Origin of the sequence: Paracidovorax valerianellae (assembly GCF_900102625.1) — a bacterium.
Lineage (GTDB): Bacteria > Pseudomonadota > Gammaproteobacteria > Burkholderiales > Burkholderiaceae_C > Paracidovorax > Paracidovorax valerianellae.
The window spans coordinates 496,360-512,916 of record NZ_FMZC01000002.1 but is presented as its reverse complement, the minus strand read 5'-3'; the positions used below and the strand labels follow the sequence as shown (position 1 = coordinate 512,916).

16 protein-coding genes are annotated in these 16,557 nt (G+C 65.8%); 5 read left to right on the top strand and 11 right to left on the bottom strand.

Going from position 1 to position 16,557, the window contains the following annotated elements:
- Positions 1–10: 10 nt before the first annotated feature.
- Positions 11–1,324 (bottom strand): tetratricopeptide repeat protein, encoded by a 1,314-nt coding sequence (locus BLT03_RS05015; RefSeq protein ID WP_092740892.1) that lies wholly within the window; start codon positions 1,322–1,324, stop codon positions 11–13.
- 259 nt (positions 1,325–1,583) lie between these two features.
- Complete coding sequence (locus tag BLT03_RS05010) at positions 1,584–2,933, bottom strand: glycoside hydrolase family 18 protein (protein WP_092740890.1); 1,350 nt, start codon at positions 2,931–2,933, stop codon at positions 1,584–1,586.
- 181 nt (positions 2,934–3,114) lie between these two features.
- Between BLT03_RS05010 and BLT03_RS05005 the strand changes: the two genes are divergently transcribed.
- Positions 3,115–4,242: an esterase-like activity of phytase family protein gene (locus BLT03_RS05005; RefSeq protein ID WP_092740888.1), complete on the top strand. Its 1,128-nt coding sequence runs from the start codon at positions 3,115–3,117 to the stop codon at positions 4,240–4,242.
- A gap of 57 nt (positions 4,243–4,299) precedes the next feature.
- Here the strand turns inward: BLT03_RS05005 and BLT03_RS05000 are convergent, their stop codons facing one another.
- From BLT03_RS05000 to BLT03_RS04990, 3 genes are all read right to left on the bottom strand, one after another.
- On the bottom strand, positions 4,300–5,415 hold the full coding sequence (locus BLT03_RS05000; protein WP_092740886.1) for an acyl-CoA dehydrogenase family protein: 1,116 nt from the start codon (positions 5,413–5,415) through the stop codon (positions 4,300–4,302).
- Positions 5,416–5,455: 40 nt separating this feature from the next.
- Positions 5,456–6,661, bottom strand: coding sequence for an acyl-CoA dehydrogenase family protein (locus tag BLT03_RS04995; RefSeq protein ID WP_092740884.1), 1,206 nt, complete (start codon positions 6,659–6,661; stop codon positions 5,456–5,458).
- Between the two features lie 63 nt (positions 6,662–6,724).
- On the bottom strand, positions 6,725–7,432 hold the full coding sequence (locus BLT03_RS04990; RefSeq protein ID WP_092740882.1) for a YceH family protein: 708 nt from the start codon (positions 7,430–7,432) through the stop codon (positions 6,725–6,727).
- A gap of 21 nt (positions 7,433–7,453) precedes the next feature.
- Between BLT03_RS04990 and purN the strand changes: the two genes are divergently transcribed.
- A complete protein-coding gene (gene purN / locus BLT03_RS04985) occupies positions 7,454–8,038 on the top strand; it encodes a phosphoribosylglycinamide formyltransferase (RefSeq protein ID WP_092740880.1) in 585 nt (194 codons plus the stop codon).
- 55 nt (positions 8,039–8,093) lie between these two features.
- Here purN and BLT03_RS04980 read toward each other — a convergent pair whose 3' ends face one another.
- Both BLT03_RS04980 and BLT03_RS04975 read right to left on the bottom strand, forming a co-directional pair.
- On the bottom strand, positions 8,094–9,149 hold the full coding sequence (locus BLT03_RS04980; protein ID WP_092740878.1) for a sensor domain-containing diguanylate cyclase: 1,056 nt from the start codon (positions 9,147–9,149) through the stop codon (positions 8,094–8,096).
- A 208-nt stretch (positions 9,150–9,357) separates the two neighbouring features.
- On the bottom strand, positions 9,358–9,609 hold the full coding sequence (locus tag BLT03_RS04975) for a DUF1653 domain-containing protein (protein ID WP_092740876.1): 252 nt from the start codon (positions 9,607–9,609) through the stop codon (positions 9,358–9,360).
- 299 nt (positions 9,610–9,908) lie between these two features.
- Between BLT03_RS04975 and BLT03_RS04970 the strand changes: the two genes are divergently transcribed.
- Together BLT03_RS04970 and BLT03_RS04965 are read left to right on the top strand one after the other, a co-directional pair.
- Positions 9,909–11,231, top strand: a complete 1,323-nt coding sequence (locus BLT03_RS04970; RefSeq protein ID WP_092740874.1) for an RsmB/NOP family class I SAM-dependent RNA methyltransferase — start codon at positions 9,909–9,911, stop codon at positions 11,229–11,231.
- A 144-nt stretch (positions 11,232–11,375) separates the two neighbouring features.
- A complete protein-coding gene (locus BLT03_RS04965; protein WP_092740872.1) occupies positions 11,376–12,590 on the top strand; it encodes a DesA family fatty acid desaturase in 1,215 nt (404 codons plus the stop codon).
- A gap of 111 nt (positions 12,591–12,701) precedes the next feature.
- On the opposite strand, the gene BLT03_RS04960 is transcribed toward BLT03_RS04965, so the two are convergent.
- Positions 12,702–13,124, bottom strand: a complete 423-nt coding sequence (locus BLT03_RS04960) for a hypothetical protein (RefSeq protein WP_092740870.1) — start codon at positions 13,122–13,124, stop codon at positions 12,702–12,704.
- Between the two features lie 221 nt (positions 13,125–13,345).
- On the opposite strand from BLT03_RS04960, the gene BLT03_RS04955 reads away from it, so the two are divergent.
- The gene (locus BLT03_RS04955; protein WP_092740868.1) at positions 13,346–14,848 is read left to right on the top strand and encodes an aminotransferase-like domain-containing protein; all 1,503 of its coding nucleotides are present in this window, start codon (positions 13,346–13,348) and stop codon (positions 14,846–14,848) included.
- A 136-nt stretch (positions 14,849–14,984) separates the two neighbouring features.
- Here the strand turns inward: BLT03_RS04955 and rpmG are convergent, their stop codons facing one another.
- The 3 genes from rpmG to trxB form a co-directional block, all read right to left on the bottom strand.
- The gene (rpmG, locus tag BLT03_RS04950; protein WP_008904999.1) at positions 14,985–15,155 is read right to left on the bottom strand and encodes a 50S ribosomal protein L33; all 171 of its coding nucleotides are present in this window, start codon (positions 15,153–15,155) and stop codon (positions 14,985–14,987) included.
- Between the two features lie 11 nt (positions 15,156–15,166).
- Positions 15,167–15,400 carry a 50S ribosomal protein L28 gene (gene rpmB / locus BLT03_RS04945; RefSeq protein ID WP_087496789.1) on the bottom strand — a complete coding sequence of 78 codons (234 nt, stop codon included), beginning with the start codon at positions 15,398–15,400 and terminating at the stop codon, positions 15,167–15,169.
- Between the two features lie 196 nt (positions 15,401–15,596).
- Positions 15,597–16,556 (bottom strand): thioredoxin-disulfide reductase, encoded by a 960-nt coding sequence (gene trxB, locus BLT03_RS04940; protein ID WP_092740866.1) that lies wholly within the window; start codon positions 16,554–16,556, stop codon positions 15,597–15,599.
- Position 16,557: the final 1 nt, after the last annotated feature.

Below are 16,557 nucleotides of genomic sequence, written 5' to 3'. Positions count from 1 at the left end.
GATCTTCGCTTCAGACGGCCTTGCGTGCCGTCACGATGAAACCTTGCACCGGAACATGGTTCTCGTAGCGCAGCATGGTGTCTTCCACCTCGACCGTCTCGAATCCCGCCGTTCTGCACAGTGCTTCCACGTGGCTGCGCTTGTGGGCATAGCGTCCGTTCAACTGCAAAACCATGTCCGGCCCATTTTCTTCCGCTAGCTCGCAAGAAAAGATCAACTCGCCTTGGGGCACCAAAATGCGCAAGGCATTGGGAATGGTTTCGGTGAGATCGCCGGTATAGATGAATACATCCAGCGCGGTCAGCACGTCATAAAGCGAATCAGGTGTTTCCTGCAGGGCATCAAGCAGGTTGACATTGTGGAAGCGGTCGTAGACGTTGTGCCGCGCCGCCTGTTCGATCATCTTCATGGAGATGTCCACACCGATCAGGAATCCGTCGATACGGCCCAGGCACACGCCGAGCAAGCCCGTGCCGCAGCCCAGGTCGAGCACATTGAGCTTCTTGTCTGGGAAGCGATCCAGAATCTTCTGCGCTACACGCTTGGGCAATTGGTAGCGCAAGACGCGGACCATGTGCTGGTCGTACATCTCGGCCAGGCTATCGAACAGGCTGCGGTTCAACTCTGGCGGTTGGTGTGGCGGAGTGACGCCATGGGCCAGCGCAGCGTAATAGGCATATACCGAGTCACCAGGGGCCAGTTCCAGAAGCGTGGTCGTATCCGCAATGGCCCGGGCTGGCATACCCGCGGAAATATGAGCTTGGACACGCCCCAGCAACGATTCCGTGTCGGCGGCGTTTTCGGTGATCAGCCCACTCCACATTTCGATGGATTCGGCGTGCTCGCCCTGGCTGCTGAGATCGCGAGCCAGCAGGCGCCGCAATTGGGGATCGCCTGGCACGAGCGCCAATCCGCGGCGCAGGTGGCGCACTGCCATCTCCAAATGGCCAGCGCGGTGCGCGATGTCGATGACACCAGCCAGCACTACCAGATTGTTCGGCTCCAATTGGGCGACCTTCTCCGCAGTGCTCAACGCTTCTTCGAACTGATTCTGGCGTGCCAGCAACATGGCGAGTTCAAGCAGGCCGGGACCCCATTCTGGCGAGATGGCGACAGCGCGACGCAGTGCTTCGAATGCCTTAGGCAGGTTGCCGGCTTTTTCCGCCATGAGACCTGCCAGCATGAAGATGCGCGGGTCGTTTGAAGAACGCTTTTGCGCCTTATTCAGCGTGAGCGCGGCTTTCTGGAGATCGCCCTGGGCGATCTGCGTCCTGGCGGTTTCGAGATATTGGCGGATGGGGTCTGCGATGGGTGTTGCGCTCATGTCGGGAGGGGCAAATAGGGGGAGGCGCGCAATGCTCGGCGCCTTCGGAATGAAGAGGGATTATCCCGGATTCGCCTGCAGCCCTTTTTGCGGGCGCGCCGCACTGTGCAGAGGGCTTGGCGAGGCGGTTGCGCGCGGCAGCGAACAGCGTTTCGATCGCCTGCCCCCAGGTCGATGCAGCCCCCGCAAACATGCCGCGTTCTTGCGTAAAAAGCCGCCAGCGCTCGGGCTTGAACGTGGCGGCCTCCGGTGCCGGGACTCAGCGCGACAGTTCGTAGCCCACGGCCCGCACGAGTTCGCCACCGTCGCCCGACAGCTCCCAAAACATCATGCCGCGCAGTCGCGCCAGCTTCACGAATCGCGCTTTTTCACGCAGGGTCTGCGCGTCGTCGAATGTCCAGAACGTGGCGCCGTCGAACAGCCACGCCGAGCGGGAATACGCGTCCCAGTAGCGGGTGAAGCCGGGCTTGGCCTTGGCGGTCTGGTAATCCTCGATGCCGGCCTCGTAGGTGCCGGCCGGCACGCCGGTGGCCGGCTGGTAAAGGCCGTTGCCGGCGTTGGTGACGCCCGACCAGCCGCGCGAATACAGCGGCGCCCCGACGACGATCTTGCTGGCCGGCACGCCCGCTTGCAGATAGCGGCCCACGATCTCGACCACCGACAGCTTTTGGGCGCGGGCCGGGTCGGCCGGGTTGGGGGCGAGCGCGGCCTGGTGGTTGGTGGTGCTCTCCCAGGCGCCGTGCAGGTCGTACGCCATGATGTTGATGAAGTCCAGCGATCGGGCCACCTCGGCCAGTTCGATCTTTGCGGCCGTCTGCGGGCCGGCCGGTGCGGCGATCGTGAGGTGCAGCTTCGGATCGACCGCATCCAACTGCCGGCGGAATTCCTGCAGCAACAGCGTGAAGTTGCGCGTGTCTTCCGGCCGGACGGTATTGCCCTCGGCGCCTTCGGCGGCCGGGTATTCCCAATCGATATCGATGCCATCGAACACCCCCGCTGCGGGGCCTTCGGCGTCAGCGGTGCCGGCCGCGCTGCCGTTGATACGGCCTTTGATGAACAGGTCGATGCAGGACGTGACGAGCGTGCTGCGGGACTCCGCGGTCAGAGCCGCGTCGGAGAACCATTTCGAACCGTTCCATCCGCCCAGCGCGATCAGCACCTTGGTGCCGGGGTGCGCCTGTTTGAGCGCACGCAACTGCTGGAAGTTGCCGCGCAGCGGCTGGCTCGCATCGACCGCCTGGCCATCCACGCTTTCCTCGGCCGTCCAGGCGCGTTCTACGTCGGCATAGGCATCGCCCAGTTGGCAGACCACCGGGCCGGTGCCGCCGGCCTGCGCGGGCTGCACGTTGCCGAAGGCGTAGTTCACCGTGGTCACGGCCGGCACGCCTCCCTGAGCGACCAAGTCTTTCACCTTGAAGTTGCGCGCGTAGATGCCCCAGGAGGTGAAGTAGCCGACGACTTCGCGTTGCTGCGCAGTGGGGCCACCGCTGCCGGGTCCGTGGTCGCCTGACCCGTTGGTTGGCCCGTTGCCTGGGCCGTGGCTCCAGGCACTGGTGGCTGCCAGCGTCAGCAGGTAGATGGCCGCAATCTGTGGAATCAAGGTGCGCATGGTGTGAAAACCTCCGGAGTCATGTTGTCGGGGCGGCCACTATAGCGATATTCCATTGATCGGAATTTATGAAATTCCCCCGCGTCATCCTTGCCGGGGCTCGCCATCAGACTGTCATGCACGACGGCTAAGGTCTGGCGCTGCCTGTTTCTGCCCTTGGTCATTTTCACGAGTCCACAACATGTTCAGACCCCTTGCCTGCGTTGCCGCCTTGTCACTGTTCCTTGCCGCTTGCGGAGGCAGCGATGGCGGTCCGCAGGCGTTCAGCGTTCGCCTGATCGGCGAGCAGACCGTGCAGAACGCGCTCCAGGTGGGCGGCACGGCCGTCGGCGGCCTGTCGGGCATCGATTACGACGCCGCCCGGGGCACCTGGGTGCTGATCAGCGACGACCGGTCCGACAAGAACCCCGCCCGGTTCTACACCGCGCGGCTGCAGTACGACCAGGCGGCGTTCGCGCCGGTCCAGGTGCTGGCGGCCACCACGCTGCGGCAGGCCGACGGCAGCGCGTACCCCGGTCGCGCGTCCGCCACGGCATCCAGCCCAGTGCCCGACCCGGAGGCGATCCGCATCGACCCGCGCGACGGCAGCCTGTGGTGGACGAGCGAAGGCGACCGCAGCCTGGGCCTGGACCCCTTCGTGATGCATGCCGACGCCAGCGGCCGTGCGCTGGGCGCGCTGCCTTTGCCGGCCGCATTCCGGATGTCGCCGACGCAGGCGACCGGCACCCGCAACAACCTGGCGCTGGAGGGGCTGAGCTTCTCGGCGGACGGCGCGTCGCTGTGGGCTGCGATGGAGGCGCCGCTCTACCAGGACGGCCCGGTGCCGACGCCGACCGCCGGCGCCCATTCGCGGTTGCTGCAATACAGCCGCAGCGGCGCCGTGCTGCGGCAGGTGGCCTACCCGGTCGATCCGATCCAGGCCGTGCCGGGCTCGGGCAAGAACGCGGACAACGGCCTGTCCGAAATGCTGGCGGTGGACGACCACCGGTTTCTGGTGCTGGAACGCTCTGGCGTTCAGGGCAGCGACGACCTGTACCGCATGTACATCCGGCTGTACGAGATCGACACCGAAGGCGCCACCGACGTGAGCGGCATGGCCTCACTGGCTTCGGGCGGCTTCACGCCGGTGCGCAAGCGGCTCGTGCTCAACCTGAACACGCTGGGCCTGCGCACGGTGGACAACATCGAGGGCATGGCCTGGGGCCCACGGCTGGCCAACGGCCACCGCAGCCTGGTGATGGTGTCGGACAACAATTTCAACGACACGCAGATCAGCCAGTTTCTCGCGTTCGAGGTGCTGTCCGAATAACCGACGCTCAGCGGACCTGCGCGGTGGCCCACCTCGCCCCGCGCCGGTCCGATGGGTTCAGGCGAAGACGCCCGCCGTGTCCTGCATGCGCGCCGACACCTCGCCCAGGTGGTGCTGGGTATCGCCGTAGGTCATCTCCAGCTGCGTGAGCTTCTTGAAGTAGTGGCTGGCGATGTACTCGTCGGTCACGCCGATGCCGCCGTGCAGCTGCACCGATTGCTGCCCCACGAAGCGCATCGACTGGCCCAGCTGCACCTTGGCTCGGGCGAGGGCGCGGCGGCGCTCGTCGGGCGGGGCGCTGAGCTTGAGGCTGGCGTAATAGCTCATCGAGCGCGCCAGCTCCAGCTGCATCTTCATGTCGGCCACGCGATGGCGCAGCGCCTGAAAGCTCGCTATCACGACGCCGAACTGCTTGCGCTGGTTCATGTAGTCCACGGTGAGCGACACGGCCTGGTCCATCACGCCCACGGCTTCTGCGCACACGCCGGCGATGCCGGTGTCCACGGCCAGCGCCAGAGCGGCCAGGCCATCGGTGGTGACCAGCGTGGCCGGTGCGTTTTCCAGTTGCACCTCGGCCGCTCGGCTGCCGTCCTGCGTGACATAGCCGCGCGTGGACACGCCCGGCGCGCTGCGTTCGACGAGGAACAGGGCAATGGCGCCATCTAACTGCGCGGACACCAGGAAGGCATCCGCCTGGTCGCCGGCCGGTACTATGCTTTTGATAGCTGTCAGCGCATGTCCTGATTGCGCTGGAGCCGCTTTTGCCTCGCATTTGTCGAGGCGGTAGCGGGCCTTGCGCTCTTGCTGCGCCAGCACCACCAGCGCTTCGCCGCTGGCGATGCGCGGCAGCCAGTCGGCCTGCACCGCTTCGGGCGCGTACTGGCTCAGCACCGTGCTGGCGATGAAGGCCTGCGCGAGCGGCTCGAGCACGATGCCCCGGCCCAGTTCTTCCATGGCCACCATGGCATCCACCGGGCCCTGGCCCAGGCCGCCGTGCGCTTCGGGCACGGTCAGGGCGGTGAGGCCCAGCTCGGCCAGTTCGTTATAGGCTGCGCGGTCGAAGCCGCCAGCGGCCACGATGCTGCGACGGCGCTCGAAGGTGTAGCCCTTTTCGACCCAGCGGCGCACCGCGTCGCGCAGCGATTGCTGGTCATCCGAGAAATCAAAGTCCATTGTTCACTCCTGGCGAAAGCTCTTGCGGCGGATAGCGGGATCAGCCCAGAACGGTCTGGGCGACGATGTTTCGCTGCACTTCGTTGGAGCCGCCATAGATGGTGGTCTTGCGCAGGTTGAAGTAGGTCGAGGCCAGAGGGGCGTTGGCCAGCGAACCGCCCGGAAAGCCGCCCAGGGCCCCGGCGGCGGCGTCGCCCTGCCAGCCGGCTTCCATGGCCTCTTCGATGAAGGGCAGGCTGAAGGGGCCGGCGGCCAGCATCATCAGTTCGGCATAGCGCTGCTGGATCTCGCTGCCGCGGATCTTCAGCAGGCCGGCGATGTCGAGCGAGTTCTTGCCCGATTTTTCGGCCGACAGCACACGCAGCACCAGCATCTCGAGCGCCACGATGTCCACCTCCAGCAGTGCGATCTGGTCGCGAAAGCGCAGATCGTCGTACACACCTTCGGCGCGGGCGATGCGCTTCAAGCGCTCCAGCTCGCGCTTGCTGCGGTTCACATCGGCGATGTTGGTGCGCTCGTGGCTCAGCAGGTGCTTGGCGTAGGTCCAGCCCTTGTTCTCTTCGCCGATCAGGTTCTCGGCGGGCACCTTCACGTTGTCGAAGAAGACCTCGTTGACCTCGCACTCGCCGTCCAGCAGCTTGATGGGCCGCACGGTGACGCCTGGCGACTTCATGTCCAGCAGCAGGAACGAGATGCCGGTCTGCGGCTTGCCCTCGTTGCTGGTGCGCACGAGGTTGAACATCCAGTCGCCGTACTGGCCCAGCGTGGTCCAGGTCTTCTGGCCGTTGACCACGTAATGGTCACCCACCCGTTCGGCGCGCGTCTTGACCGAGGCCAGGTCCGAGCCCGAGCCCGGTTCGCTGTAGCCCTGGCTCCACCACACCTCGCCGCTGGCGATGCCGGGCAGAAAGCGCTGTTGCTGTTCGGCATTGCCGAACGCCATGATCACGGGGGCCACCATCACCGGGCCGAAGGGAATGATGCGCGGCGCGCCGGCCAGTGCGCATTCTTCTTCAAACAGGTGCTTTTGCACGGCGGTCCAGCCCGGGCCGCCGAATTCCTTGGGCCAGCCGAAGCCGAGCCAGCCCTTCTTGCCCAGAATTTTGGCCCAGCCCTGCATGTCTTCGCGGGTGAGGCGCAGGGCGTTGTGAACCTTGTGGGAAATCTCCGGAGGGAGATGCTCTTTGACCCAGGCGCGAATCATTTCGCGAAAGGCCTGCTCTTCGGGGGTGAATGCGAGATCCATGCGGTGTGTCTCCTCGGGCTGCCGGTTCGAGCCGATCCACCGGTTGTAGCACGGTCGTGCTTTTTACTCCTGTCCGGGGGGCGACACGGTGGCGGCTGGCTCCGCTGGCAATCCGAGTTCCTGGCACAGTCGCTGCACGGTGGCGCGCAGTTCAGCCACCTCGGCCTCCAGTGCGGCCACGCGCGGGGCGAGCCCCTGCGCAGCCGGGCCATCGGGCGCGGCCGTGGCGCCCACCGCGTACTGGCTCGCATCCACCGGTCCGCACAGCAGGTGCGCCCAGCGCTGCTCGCGGGCGCCGGGCGCGCGGGGCAGCTGCACGACCAGCGGGCCGCCTTTTTCGTCGCTGCGCGACTGCAGCTCGTCCAAAAACGCTTCGACCGAGGAGATGTCGGCAAACCGGTACCAGCGCTCGGAGTTGATGCGCAGCTCGCCCGCCGTCTGCGGGCCGCGCAGCATGAGCAGGCCCAGGAGCACCGCCGATTGATCGGGCACGCCGATGCCTCGGGGAAAGTTGTGCTCGAACTTCGTGGCCCGGTTGCCGCCGATCTCCACGGCCAGCGTGCGCAGGCGCAGCGAATCGAGCGCCTCCTGCGCTTCGGCGTCCGTGAGCTGCATCACCGGGTCGCGGCTGCTCTTTTGGTTGCAGCCGGTCAACACGGTATTGAGCGTGAGCGGGTAGCTGTCGGGCACGGTGCGGGCTTTCTCCATCAGCGTGGCGAGCACGCGGGCCTCGGTGGGGGACAGGGGACGGGTGCGGGGATCGAAGGGCATGGCGGGGGATAATTTCCGGCAATGAAGAACATCGTGATTTTGATCTCCGGCAGCGGCTCCAACATGGCAGCCATCGTGAATGCCTCGCGCCAGCAGGACTGGGCCGGCCGCTGCGGCGCCCGGGTGGCGGCCGTTCTGAGCAACAAGGCCGAAGCCGGGGGGCTCGTCTGGGCCCGTTCGGAGGGCATCGCCACCGGGTCGCTGGACCACCGCGCGTTCGATTCGCGCGAAGCGTTCGATGCGGCGCTGGCCGAGCTGATCGACGCGCACGCACCGGCCCTGGTGGTGCTTGCGGGGTTCATGCGCATCCTCACACCGGGGTTCGTCGCGCGCTACAGCGGGCGGCTCGTCAACATCCATCCCTCGCTGCTGCCGGCCTTTCCCGGGTTGCATACGCATCAGCGCGCGATCGATGCGGGCTGCGAAGTGGCTGGCGCCACGGTGCACCAGGTCACCGCCGAACTGGACGCCGGGCCGATCCTCGCCCAGGGCGTGGTGCCGTTGCTGCCCGGCGACACGGCCCCCATGCTCGCGGCGCGCGTGCTGGCCCAGGAGCACGCCATCTACCCCCGCGCCATCCTGAAGCTGCTGCGCCAGCAGGCTTGACTGCCGGATCGGCCGCAGCGACCGCTGCGCCTGCCGAACTGGTTCCGTGTCAGGTTCAGGACCAGCTGCTGAACACGCTGACCCGGTTGCGCCCCTCGTTCTTGGCCACATAGAGCGCGCGGTCGGCCCGCGCCAACAGGGCGTGCGGATCGCTCACTTCTTCGAACCCTGCCGTCGCCACACCGAGGCTGGCGGTGACCGGCCGGTGGGGCCAATCGCTCGCGGCCAGGGCGGCGCGCAATTTGTCGGCAACGGCCTGGGCGCCAGCGGCGTCGGTGTGCGGCAGCACCACGCAGAACTCTTCGCCGCCGAAGCGGGCCGCGAAGTCCCCGGCACGCACGCTGCTGCGGATCACGCCGGCCGCGTGCCGCAGGATCTCATCGCCCGCCGGATGGCCCAGGTCGTCGTTGACGCGCTTGAAATGGTCCAGGTCCACCATCACCAGGCTCAGGGGCTGCCGATCGCGCTTGCATTCGTCCCAACTGGTGCGCAGTTGGCGGTCCAGGCAGCGCCGGTTCCAAAGCCCGGTGAGCCCGTCGGTCATGCTTTCCAGTTCGAGCCCCGCCATGGCCTGGCGCAGTTCCAGCTGGGTCACCACCTGGCGGGCCAGCGATTCGAGGGCGCGGCGCTCGGCGTCGGACAGCGTGCGCGGTTCGCGGTCGATCACGCAGACGGTACCGATTGCCATCCCGTCCGAGGTCACGAGCGGCGCGCCGGCATAAAAGCGGATGCCGGGCTCACCGGTCACCAGCGGGTTGCCGGAAAAGCGCGGGTCGAGGTTGGCATCCGGCACTTCGAACACGTAGTCGGGCTGCAGGATGGCGTGGGCGCAAAAGGCCAGTTCCCGCGGCGTCTCGGCGGCATCCAGCCCAACGCGCGACTTGAACCACTGCCGCTCGGTGTCGATGAGCGAGATCAGCGCGATCGGCGCCTGGCACACCGCAGAGGCCAGCGTGGTCAGGTCGTCAAAGGCTTGTTCGGGAGCGGTGTCGAGCACCCGCAGCTTTTCGAGGGCTTCCAGGCGCTGCGGTTCATTGAAGGGCAGCGGTGCGCCTTGCGGTTCGGGGGGTGCGGCGTCGGCGGGGGATCCGGGTTTCAGGGTGGCGGGCATCTTGTGACTTCACTTTCAGGACGACAGGAAGTGTGTACGCAGCAGATGGGTATTTCGTTGTATCCAATTGCTACGGCAACAGGCGATTGGCTCGCGCCAGCATCGCCGGGCACTCATCCCAGCACCTGCTCCCAGCCCTTAAACCTGTGTTTGCTATAAAAATAATAGCTACCACCGCAATTAATACGGCGGTGGCGGCCATTTTGCTTCAAAGGTCTGACGAATCTTCCATTCGGCGAAATCTCGGCTGTGTCAGCCCGTCGATCACCACGGTTTCCTCGAACATCGCGGCGGGCCGCACCCACAGGCCGCGCTCGCCGTACAGCGCGCGATACAGCGTCATCGGCTCCAGCGTCTCGCTATGGCGCGCGGTGTCGATCACTTCGTACATCAGGCCCTTGTAGTGGCGATAAAGGCCTGGCGGGGTAGGGCGCAGTGGGGGCAGGTCGTCGTCGGTCATGTATGCGATGGCAGTTGTCGAACGGGTATGGGGACCAGGAAAACGGTGGGGTGCAGGCGCATGAGGAACCCTGCGTTGACCGACGCGTGCCGAAGAGTCCGGGCCGCAACGGCGCAGTGTCGCCTGTTTCTCATGGACCGCATGTCTCCGCCCGGCCCGGCTTGGCCCTATGGGCATGGGGTTGCCCACGCTGTGGGGGCATTGGCACTTGGCCTGCGCGCCGGTGCTGTCGTGGTAGCAGAAGGCGGGATCGTGCAAGGGCTGGCGGGCCCGGGTGGCGCCAGTGGGACAATCGGGCGATGCACCCCAAAGCCCTTCTGGACGCCTGCGCTGAACTCGTCAGGCTGACCTTGACCCTCGAACACCCTGCCGACGCAGTGGTGTCCCGTTTTTTCCGTGACCATCGTTCCCTCGGCCCGCGCGAGCGCGCCACCCTGGCCGAGACCGCCTACACCGTGCTGCGCAAGAAGCTGCTGTTCGAACAGCTGGCCCGCTCGGGCAGCGGCCCGAAAGAGCGGCGCCTGGCGATCCTGGGCTTTGCCCACAGCCAGGATGAACAGGCCCGCCGCACGAACGGCGGCAATGCCGCCGGCGCGCGCGACTTTCTGCGCGGCGCGCTGAGCGACGTGGAGAAGAACTGGCTCGACCAGTGCGACGCCGTGCCAGCCGACGACCTGATGGAGCGCCACCGCCACAACCTGCCCGAATGGCTGGTCGCGCCGCTCAAGAGCCAGCTGGGCGACGGTTTCTGGCCGCTGGTGGAAAGCCTCTCGCAAAGCGCGCCGCTCGACCTGCGCGTCAATGCCCTGCAGGACAAGCGGGCTGACGTGCAAAAGGAACTGGCCAAGGCCGGCATCCGCGCGGTTCCCACGCCGTATTCCCCCTGGGGCCTTCGCGTGGAGGGCAAACCCGCGCTCGCCAAGCTCGATGCCTTCACCCGCGGCGCGGTCGAGGTGCAGGACGAAGGCTCTCAATTGCTCGCCCTGCTGCTGGACGCCAAGCGCGGCGAGATGGTGGTCGATTTCTGTGCCGGCGCCGGCGGCAAGACGCTGGCCATCGGTGCGTCGATGCGCAATACCGGGCGCCTGTATGCCTTCGATGTTTCGGCCCACCGGCTCGATGCTCTCAAACCCCGGCTGGCGCGCAGCGGTTTGTCGAATGTGCATCCCGCCGCCATCGCGCATGAGCGCGACGACCGCATCAAGCGGCTGGCCGGCAAGATCGACCGCGTGCTGGTGGATGCACCTTGCTCGGGCCTGGGCACGCTGCGCCGCAATCCCGACCTCAAATGGCGCCAGACGCCTCAGGCGGTGCAAGAGCTGATCGCCAAGCAAACGGCCATCCTGGCCAGCGCCGCGCGACTGCTCAAGCCGGGCGGCCGCCTGGTGTACGCCACGTGCAGCGTGTTGCCGGAAGAGAACGAAGGCATCGCGGAAGCCTTCAGCGCAGCGCATGCTGATTTCATTCCCGGCGATGCGGGCGAGTTGCTCACGCAACTCAAGGTGGAGCAGGCTGCAGCCCTGTGCAGCGGCACGGCCTCTGGCACTGGTTATCTGCGCCTTTGGCCCCATGTGCACCAGACCGATGGCTTCTTCGCCGCCGTCTGGACGCGCAAGCCCTGACCCTGAATAGCGACCCGTTGCCCTTTCCCAAGACACCTGTGGTGTCCTGGGTATGGCGGCTTCGTGCTTGCATCGCCCTTTAAAATCTGCCAGCTGCTCCGAACGGGGCAGTAATTTACTTTAGCTAGCGAAGGCTCTTTCCATATGCTGTTACCCGACTGGGCTGTTCTGAACGCCGCCATCGACTGGCTGGGGCACGGCTTGTGGAACCTGACCTGGTGGCAGGTGGTGCTCTATACGCTGTTCACCACGCACATCACCATTGCGGCGGTGACCATCTTTCTGCACCGCGCGCAGGCGCACCGGTCGGTGGAACTGGGTGCGGTGCCATCGCACTTCTTCCGCTTCTGGCTCTGGATCGGTACGGGCATGGTCACCCGGGAATGGGTCGCTATCCATCGCAAGCACCACGCCAAATGCGAAACCGAAGACGATCCGCACAGCCCGCAGACCCGGGGCCTCGATACGGTGATGTGGCGTGGCGCCGAGCTGTACCGCGCCGAAGCGAACAACGCCGAAACCGTGCGCAAGTTCGGCCACGGCACGCCTGACGACTGGATGGAGCGCAATGTCTACAGCCGGTTCGCCTGGCAGGGCGTGGGCCTCATGCTGATCATCAACCTGGTGCTGTTCGGAGGCCTGGGCGCCACCGTGTGGGCCGTGCAGATGCTGTGGATTCCCTTTTGGGCGGCGGGCGTGGTCAATGGCATCGGCCACTTCTGGGGCTATCGCAACTTCGAAGCGCAGGACGCCAGCACCAACCTCGTGCCCTGGGGCCTGGTGATCGGCGGCGAAGAGCTGCACAACAACCACCACACCTACCCGACGGCTGCCAAGTTTTCGGTCAAGCCCTATGAATTCGACATCGGCTGGATGTACATCAGCCTCATGCGCAGCGTCGGCTGGGCCACCGTCAAGAAGGTGCCGCCGAAACTGCGCCTGGGTGCCGTCAAGCCGGTGGCCGACGAACACACGCTGGAAGCCCTCATCGCCAACCGCTACGAAGTGATGGCCGGCTATGCACGCGGTGTGCGCCAGGCCTGCCGCGAGGAACTGGCTGCGCTCAAGGCCCGCAAGGCCGATGTCTCCGTGCTGCGCGCCGCGCGCCGCTGGGTGCACCGCGACGCCGAAAAAGTGCCTGCGCGTGCCAAGCCCCATCTGGCGCAGGCCCGAGAAGCCCATCCGGTGCTCGACAAGATGATCACCATGCGCGAAGAGCTGCGCCAGTTGTGGCTGAACACCTCGCAATCGCGCGAGCAACTCACCGCCGACCTGCAAGCCTGGTGCCGCCGCGCGGAGGAGAGCGGCGTGACCGCCCTGCGCGAGTTCTCTCTGCGGCTGCGCGCGGCGCAGGTTTGAGGCTGCTGGGCTCACAGCCCGTGCTGTGAGGCTTGCAGCCTTGCGCAGACCGATTCGCCAATTCATCGGTCAGGCGCTGCTCATTCCCTGCTGGGTGTCGGCCTAACCTTATTAGGCTGCGCCGACGCGGTGTGCAGCGTTTGCCCCGTTTGCTGCATTTGAGCTTGCCGCTTTGGTCCAGCGGGCTGCCATCCAGGCCCAGGCATGTGCCAATCCACTGCGCTGGGGTGCGGACTCCGTCAGCAGGGCTCGGGCCGTCTCGCGGCCGGGGTTGTGCAGGCGCACCCAGGTAGCAGGTGCTCCGCGCTCCTGGGTCAGTGCCTGGCCGGCCGCCAGGGTCTGCTGGGCCGCATGCAGCACCTGTCCGCAGATCAGCGGGCCGAAACCCAGTTGGATATCGCCTTCGAGACTCTGGAGCGTGCTGCCAGCAGGTAGGCAGGTCAGCAGATGCTGTCCTGGCGCGATGTCCAGCACCAGCCGGCAGGCGGTGGCGGCAGGGCTGCTGGCTTGTGTGGCTTGTGTCTTGGCGGTCATGGCGGACTCCTTCGGATGAGGCCTTTAGCGTAAGAAAAGCCGGCCACAAAAGGCAGGTACACGGGGCCAGGGTGACAGGTAGAACAGCTGCGATCTGCAGACCCCTGTTATGGTTCGCCAGGTTCCATCCTGTATCTGTCCCGGTGCCAGGTGCCGGGGCATGATGGTGCTCCCGCTTGCCGCGCGCGGGACTGGTGCGCGGGTTCTTTTGAAGCTGCGCCATGCCCCGCTCCGCCGACACCCGAGAGATTCCCCTGTACCGTCAACTGGCGGCCCTGTATGTGCAGGCGATTGCCGCCGGCAGTCTGCGGCCCGGCATGCGCATGCCTTCTGTGCGCGAGCTGTGCCAGCGCCATCAGGTGAGCCTGACCACCGCGCTGCAGGTGCTGCGGCACCTGGAATCCCAGGGTTGCGTGGAAGCGCGCGAGCGTGTGGGCTACTTCGTGCGCGAGCCGGACGGCATGGCATTGCCCGGTGCGCGTGAGCCCGAGTTGCTTGAACCCCTGCCCGACGACCCGAGCGTGTTCGCCGGCATCAACGAGCGCATCTCGATGTTTCTGGAAAAGGCCCGCCGAGCCGGACCGGTGCCGCTGGATCTGGGCAGCGCCATGCCGGCGCCCAGCCTGTTCGATGCGCGGGCGCTGAACCGGCTGGCGCAAAGCCTGTTGCGCGAGCAGCCTGACATCCTGGTCTATGGACCTTCTGCGCCGACCACCCATCCGGAATTCCAGCAGGCGATGGCGCGCCATGCGCTCACCTTCGGTGTGTGCCTGTCGCCCGCCGACATCGGCGCCACCCACGGCAACTCCGAAGCGGTCACGCTGGCGCTCGACGCGATCGCCGAGCCCGGCGATGTGATCGCCGTGGAGTCCCCCACGTTCTTCGGCATCCTGCAGGCCATTCAGGTTCGCGGCCTGCGTGCGCTGGAGATTCCCTGCAGCCCGCACACCGGGATCTCGCTGGAGGCGCTGGAACTTGCGGCGCGCAACGAGCCCCGCCTCAGGGGGGTCGTGGTCGTGCCCCATCTGCAGATGCCCCAGGGCAGCGTGATGCCCGATGCACACAAGGAGCGCCTGGTGGCGCTGTGCGTGGAATACGGCCTGGCGCTGATCGAAGACGACATCTACCGCGAGTTTGTTGAATCGCCGCGCGCGCTGCGTCCTGCCAAGGCCTGGGACAAGGTGGGCGATGCGGGCCAGGTGATCTATTGCGCCTCGCTCAGCAAGAGCTTTGCGCCCGGCCTGCGCCAGGGTTGGATGAGCGCCGGCCGGTGGCAGGCCCGTGTGCAGATGCTCAAGTTCGCCCGCACGCGCAACATGCAGACTTGGTCCCAGCTGCTCGCTGCGCGCAGCGTGGATTCGCCGGCGTACGAGCGCCACATGCGGCGCATGCGCATCCAGTTGCGGCTGCAGCGCGAGCAGTCCGCACGCGCCGTGGCGCGGTACTTTCCGGTCGGCACGCGCCTGAGCCTGCCGCCAGGGGGTATCAGCCTGTGGCTGGAGCTACCGCCCGACCTGTCGAGCACGCGGCTGTACGACCAGGCGCTGCAGTGCGGCATCCGCATCGCCCCGGGGCCCATGTTCTCCAACACCGGGCGTTACGAGCACTTCTTGCGACTGAGTTGCGGCATGCCGTTCACCCCCGAGGTGGAAGAGGCTTACCGCACGCTGGGCATGCTCATGGAGCGCCAGCGCACCGAGTTGCCCCTGCGCCGGGCTGCGTGATGCGCGAGGTTGGAGGCAGGCCTGTCGACGTAGCGCGGCAGGGCACGGATTCACCGACTTGCCGACGCCGAAAGTAACCCGGGCATAAAAAAACCGCCCGGGGTTAACGGGCGGTTCTTGAAGGACCGAGGCTGAATTACTTCAGCTTCATTTCCTTGTATTCGACGTGCTTGCGAGCTTTTGGATCAAATTTCATGATCAGCATCTTCTCGGGCATCGTCTTCTTGTTCTTGGTGGTGGTGTAGAAGTGACCGGTACCCGCAGTGGATTCCAGCTTGATCTTGTCGCGTCCGCCTTTGCTTGCCATGGTGCTTCTCCTTAAGCTTGGCCACGTGCGCGCAGGTCTGCGAGCACGGAGTCAATACCGTTCTTGTCGATCAAACGCAGGCCGGCATTGGAAATGCGCAGACGAACCCAACGGTTTTCGCTCTCGACCCAGAAACGGCGGTATTGCAGGTTCGGCAGAAACCGGCGCTTGGTTTTGTTGTTGGCGTGGGAAACGTTGTTCCCAACCATCGGGCCTTTGCCCGTGACTTCACATACGCGTGCCATGAGGACACTCCGATATTTTCAACGGCCTTAAAGCGAATGCCCTGCGGCTTCATCGGCGCAAACACCGTGAATCGCAAGGCCTGCTGCCAGCCTCACCTCGCCAGATTAGGGTGGCGGTAACCCGATCGCCTCATCCAAGCGCCGACGCGAGTCGGCCTTCAATTTCAGCAAAGCCGCGGATTATAGCCCGCTTTGCTCAGATGACGCCATCCTGCTCCAGGAAGCGCTGCGCATCGAGCGCGGCCATGCAGCCCGTGCCGGCGCTGGTGATGGCCTGGCGGTAGACATGGTCCTGCACATCGCCGGCGGCGAAGATGCCCGGCACGCTGGTCTGCGTGGCAAAGCCCTTGAGGCCGCCCTGCGTGACGATGTAGCCGTTCTCCATGGTGAGCTGGCCTTCGAAGATGCCGGTGTTGGGCGAGTGCCCGATGGCGATGAAGCAGCCTTGCAGCGTGATGTCTTCGGTGGTGCCGTCCACCGTGCTCTTCACGCGGATGCCCGTCACGCCGCCGTCGTTGCCCAGCACTTCGTCCAGGGTGTGAAAGAGCTTCAGCTCGATCTTGCCGGCCGCGACTTTTTCGTTGAGCTTGTCCACCAGGATGGGCTCGGCCTTGAACTTGTCGCGGCGGTGCACCAGCGTGACCTTGCGCGCGATGTTGGACAGGTACAGCGCCTCTTCCACGGCGGTGTTGCCGCCGCCGACCACGCAGACGTCCTGCTCGCGGTAAAAGAAACCGTCACAGGTTGCGCAGCCCGAAACGCCTCGGCCCATGAAGGCTTCTTCGGAGGGCAAGCCCAGGTATTTGGCCGAAGCGCCCGTCGCGAGGATGAGCGCATCGCAGGTGTAGGTGCCGCTGTCGCCCGTCAGTGTGAAGGGGCGCTGGCTGAAATCGACCTTGTTGATGTGGTCGAAGATGATCTGGGTCTTGAAGCGCTCTGCGTGCTCCAGGAAGCGCTGCATCAGGTCCGGGCCCTGCACGCCGTGCACGTCCGCCGGCCAGTTGTCCACTTCGGTCGTGGTCATCAGCTGGCCGCCCTGGGCGATGCCCGTGATGAGCACCGGGCTCAGGTTGGCGCGCGCTGCGTACACGGCGGCGGTGTAGCCGGCGGGGCCGGAGCCGAGGATCAGGACTTTGGCGTGTTGCGTGTTGGACATG

Bases quoted from the DNA above. Each gene is read 5' to 3' on its own strand.
- BLT03_RS04960 (WP_092740870.1), bottom strand. From the start codon at position 13,124: ATGACCGCCAAGACACAAGCCACACAAGCCAGCAGCCCTGCCGCCACC.
- BLT03_RS05000 (WP_092740886.1), bottom strand. From the start codon at position 5,415: ATGGACTTTGATTTCTCGGATGACCAGCAATCGCTGCGCGACGCGGTG.
- rpmG (WP_008904999.1), bottom strand. From the start codon at position 15,155: ATGGCAAGCAAAGGCGGACGCGACAAGATCAAGCTGGAATCCACTGCG.
- BLT03_RS04965 (WP_092740872.1), top strand. From the start codon at position 11,376: ATGCTGTTACCCGACTGGGCTGTTCTGAACGCCGCCATCGACTGGCTG.
- rpmB (WP_087496789.1), bottom strand. From the start codon at position 15,400: ATGGCACGCGTATGTGAAGTCACGGGCAAAGGCCCGATGGTTGGGAAC.
- purN (WP_092740880.1), top strand. From the start codon at position 7,454: ATGAAGAACATCGTGATTTTGATCTCCGGCAGCGGCTCCAACATGGCA.
- BLT03_RS04980 (WP_092740878.1), bottom strand. From the start codon at position 9,149: ATGCCCGCCACCCTGAAACCCGGATCCCCCGCCGACGCCGCACCCCCC.
- BLT03_RS05010 (WP_092740890.1), bottom strand. From the start codon at position 2,933: ATGCGCACCTTGATTCCACAGATTGCGGCCATCTACCTGCTGACGCTG.
- BLT03_RS04995 (WP_092740884.1), bottom strand. From the start codon at position 6,661: ATGGATCTCGCATTCACCCCCGAAGAGCAGGCCTTTCGCGAAATGATT.
- trxB (WP_092740866.1), bottom strand. From the start codon at position 16,556: ATGTCCAACACGCAACACGCCAAAGTCCTGATCCTCGGCTCCGGCCCC.
- BLT03_RS04955 (WP_092740868.1), top strand. From the start codon at position 13,346: ATGCCCCGCTCCGCCGACACCCGAGAGATTCCCCTGTACCGTCAACTG.
- BLT03_RS04990 (WP_092740882.1), bottom strand. From the start codon at position 7,432: ATGCCCTTCGATCCCCGCACCCGTCCCCTGTCCCCCACCGAGGCCCGC.
- BLT03_RS05005 (WP_092740888.1), top strand. From the start codon at position 3,115: ATGTTCAGACCCCTTGCCTGCGTTGCCGCCTTGTCACTGTTCCTTGCC.
- BLT03_RS04970 (WP_092740874.1), top strand. From the start codon at position 9,909: ATGCACCCCAAAGCCCTTCTGGACGCCTGCGCTGAACTCGTCAGGCTG.
- BLT03_RS04975 (WP_092740876.1), bottom strand. From the start codon at position 9,609: ATGACCGACGACGACCTGCCCCCACTGCGCCCTACCCCGCCAGGCCTT.
- BLT03_RS05015 (WP_092740892.1), bottom strand. From the start codon at position 1,324: ATGAGCGCAACACCCATCGCAGACCCCATCCGCCAATATCTCGAAACC.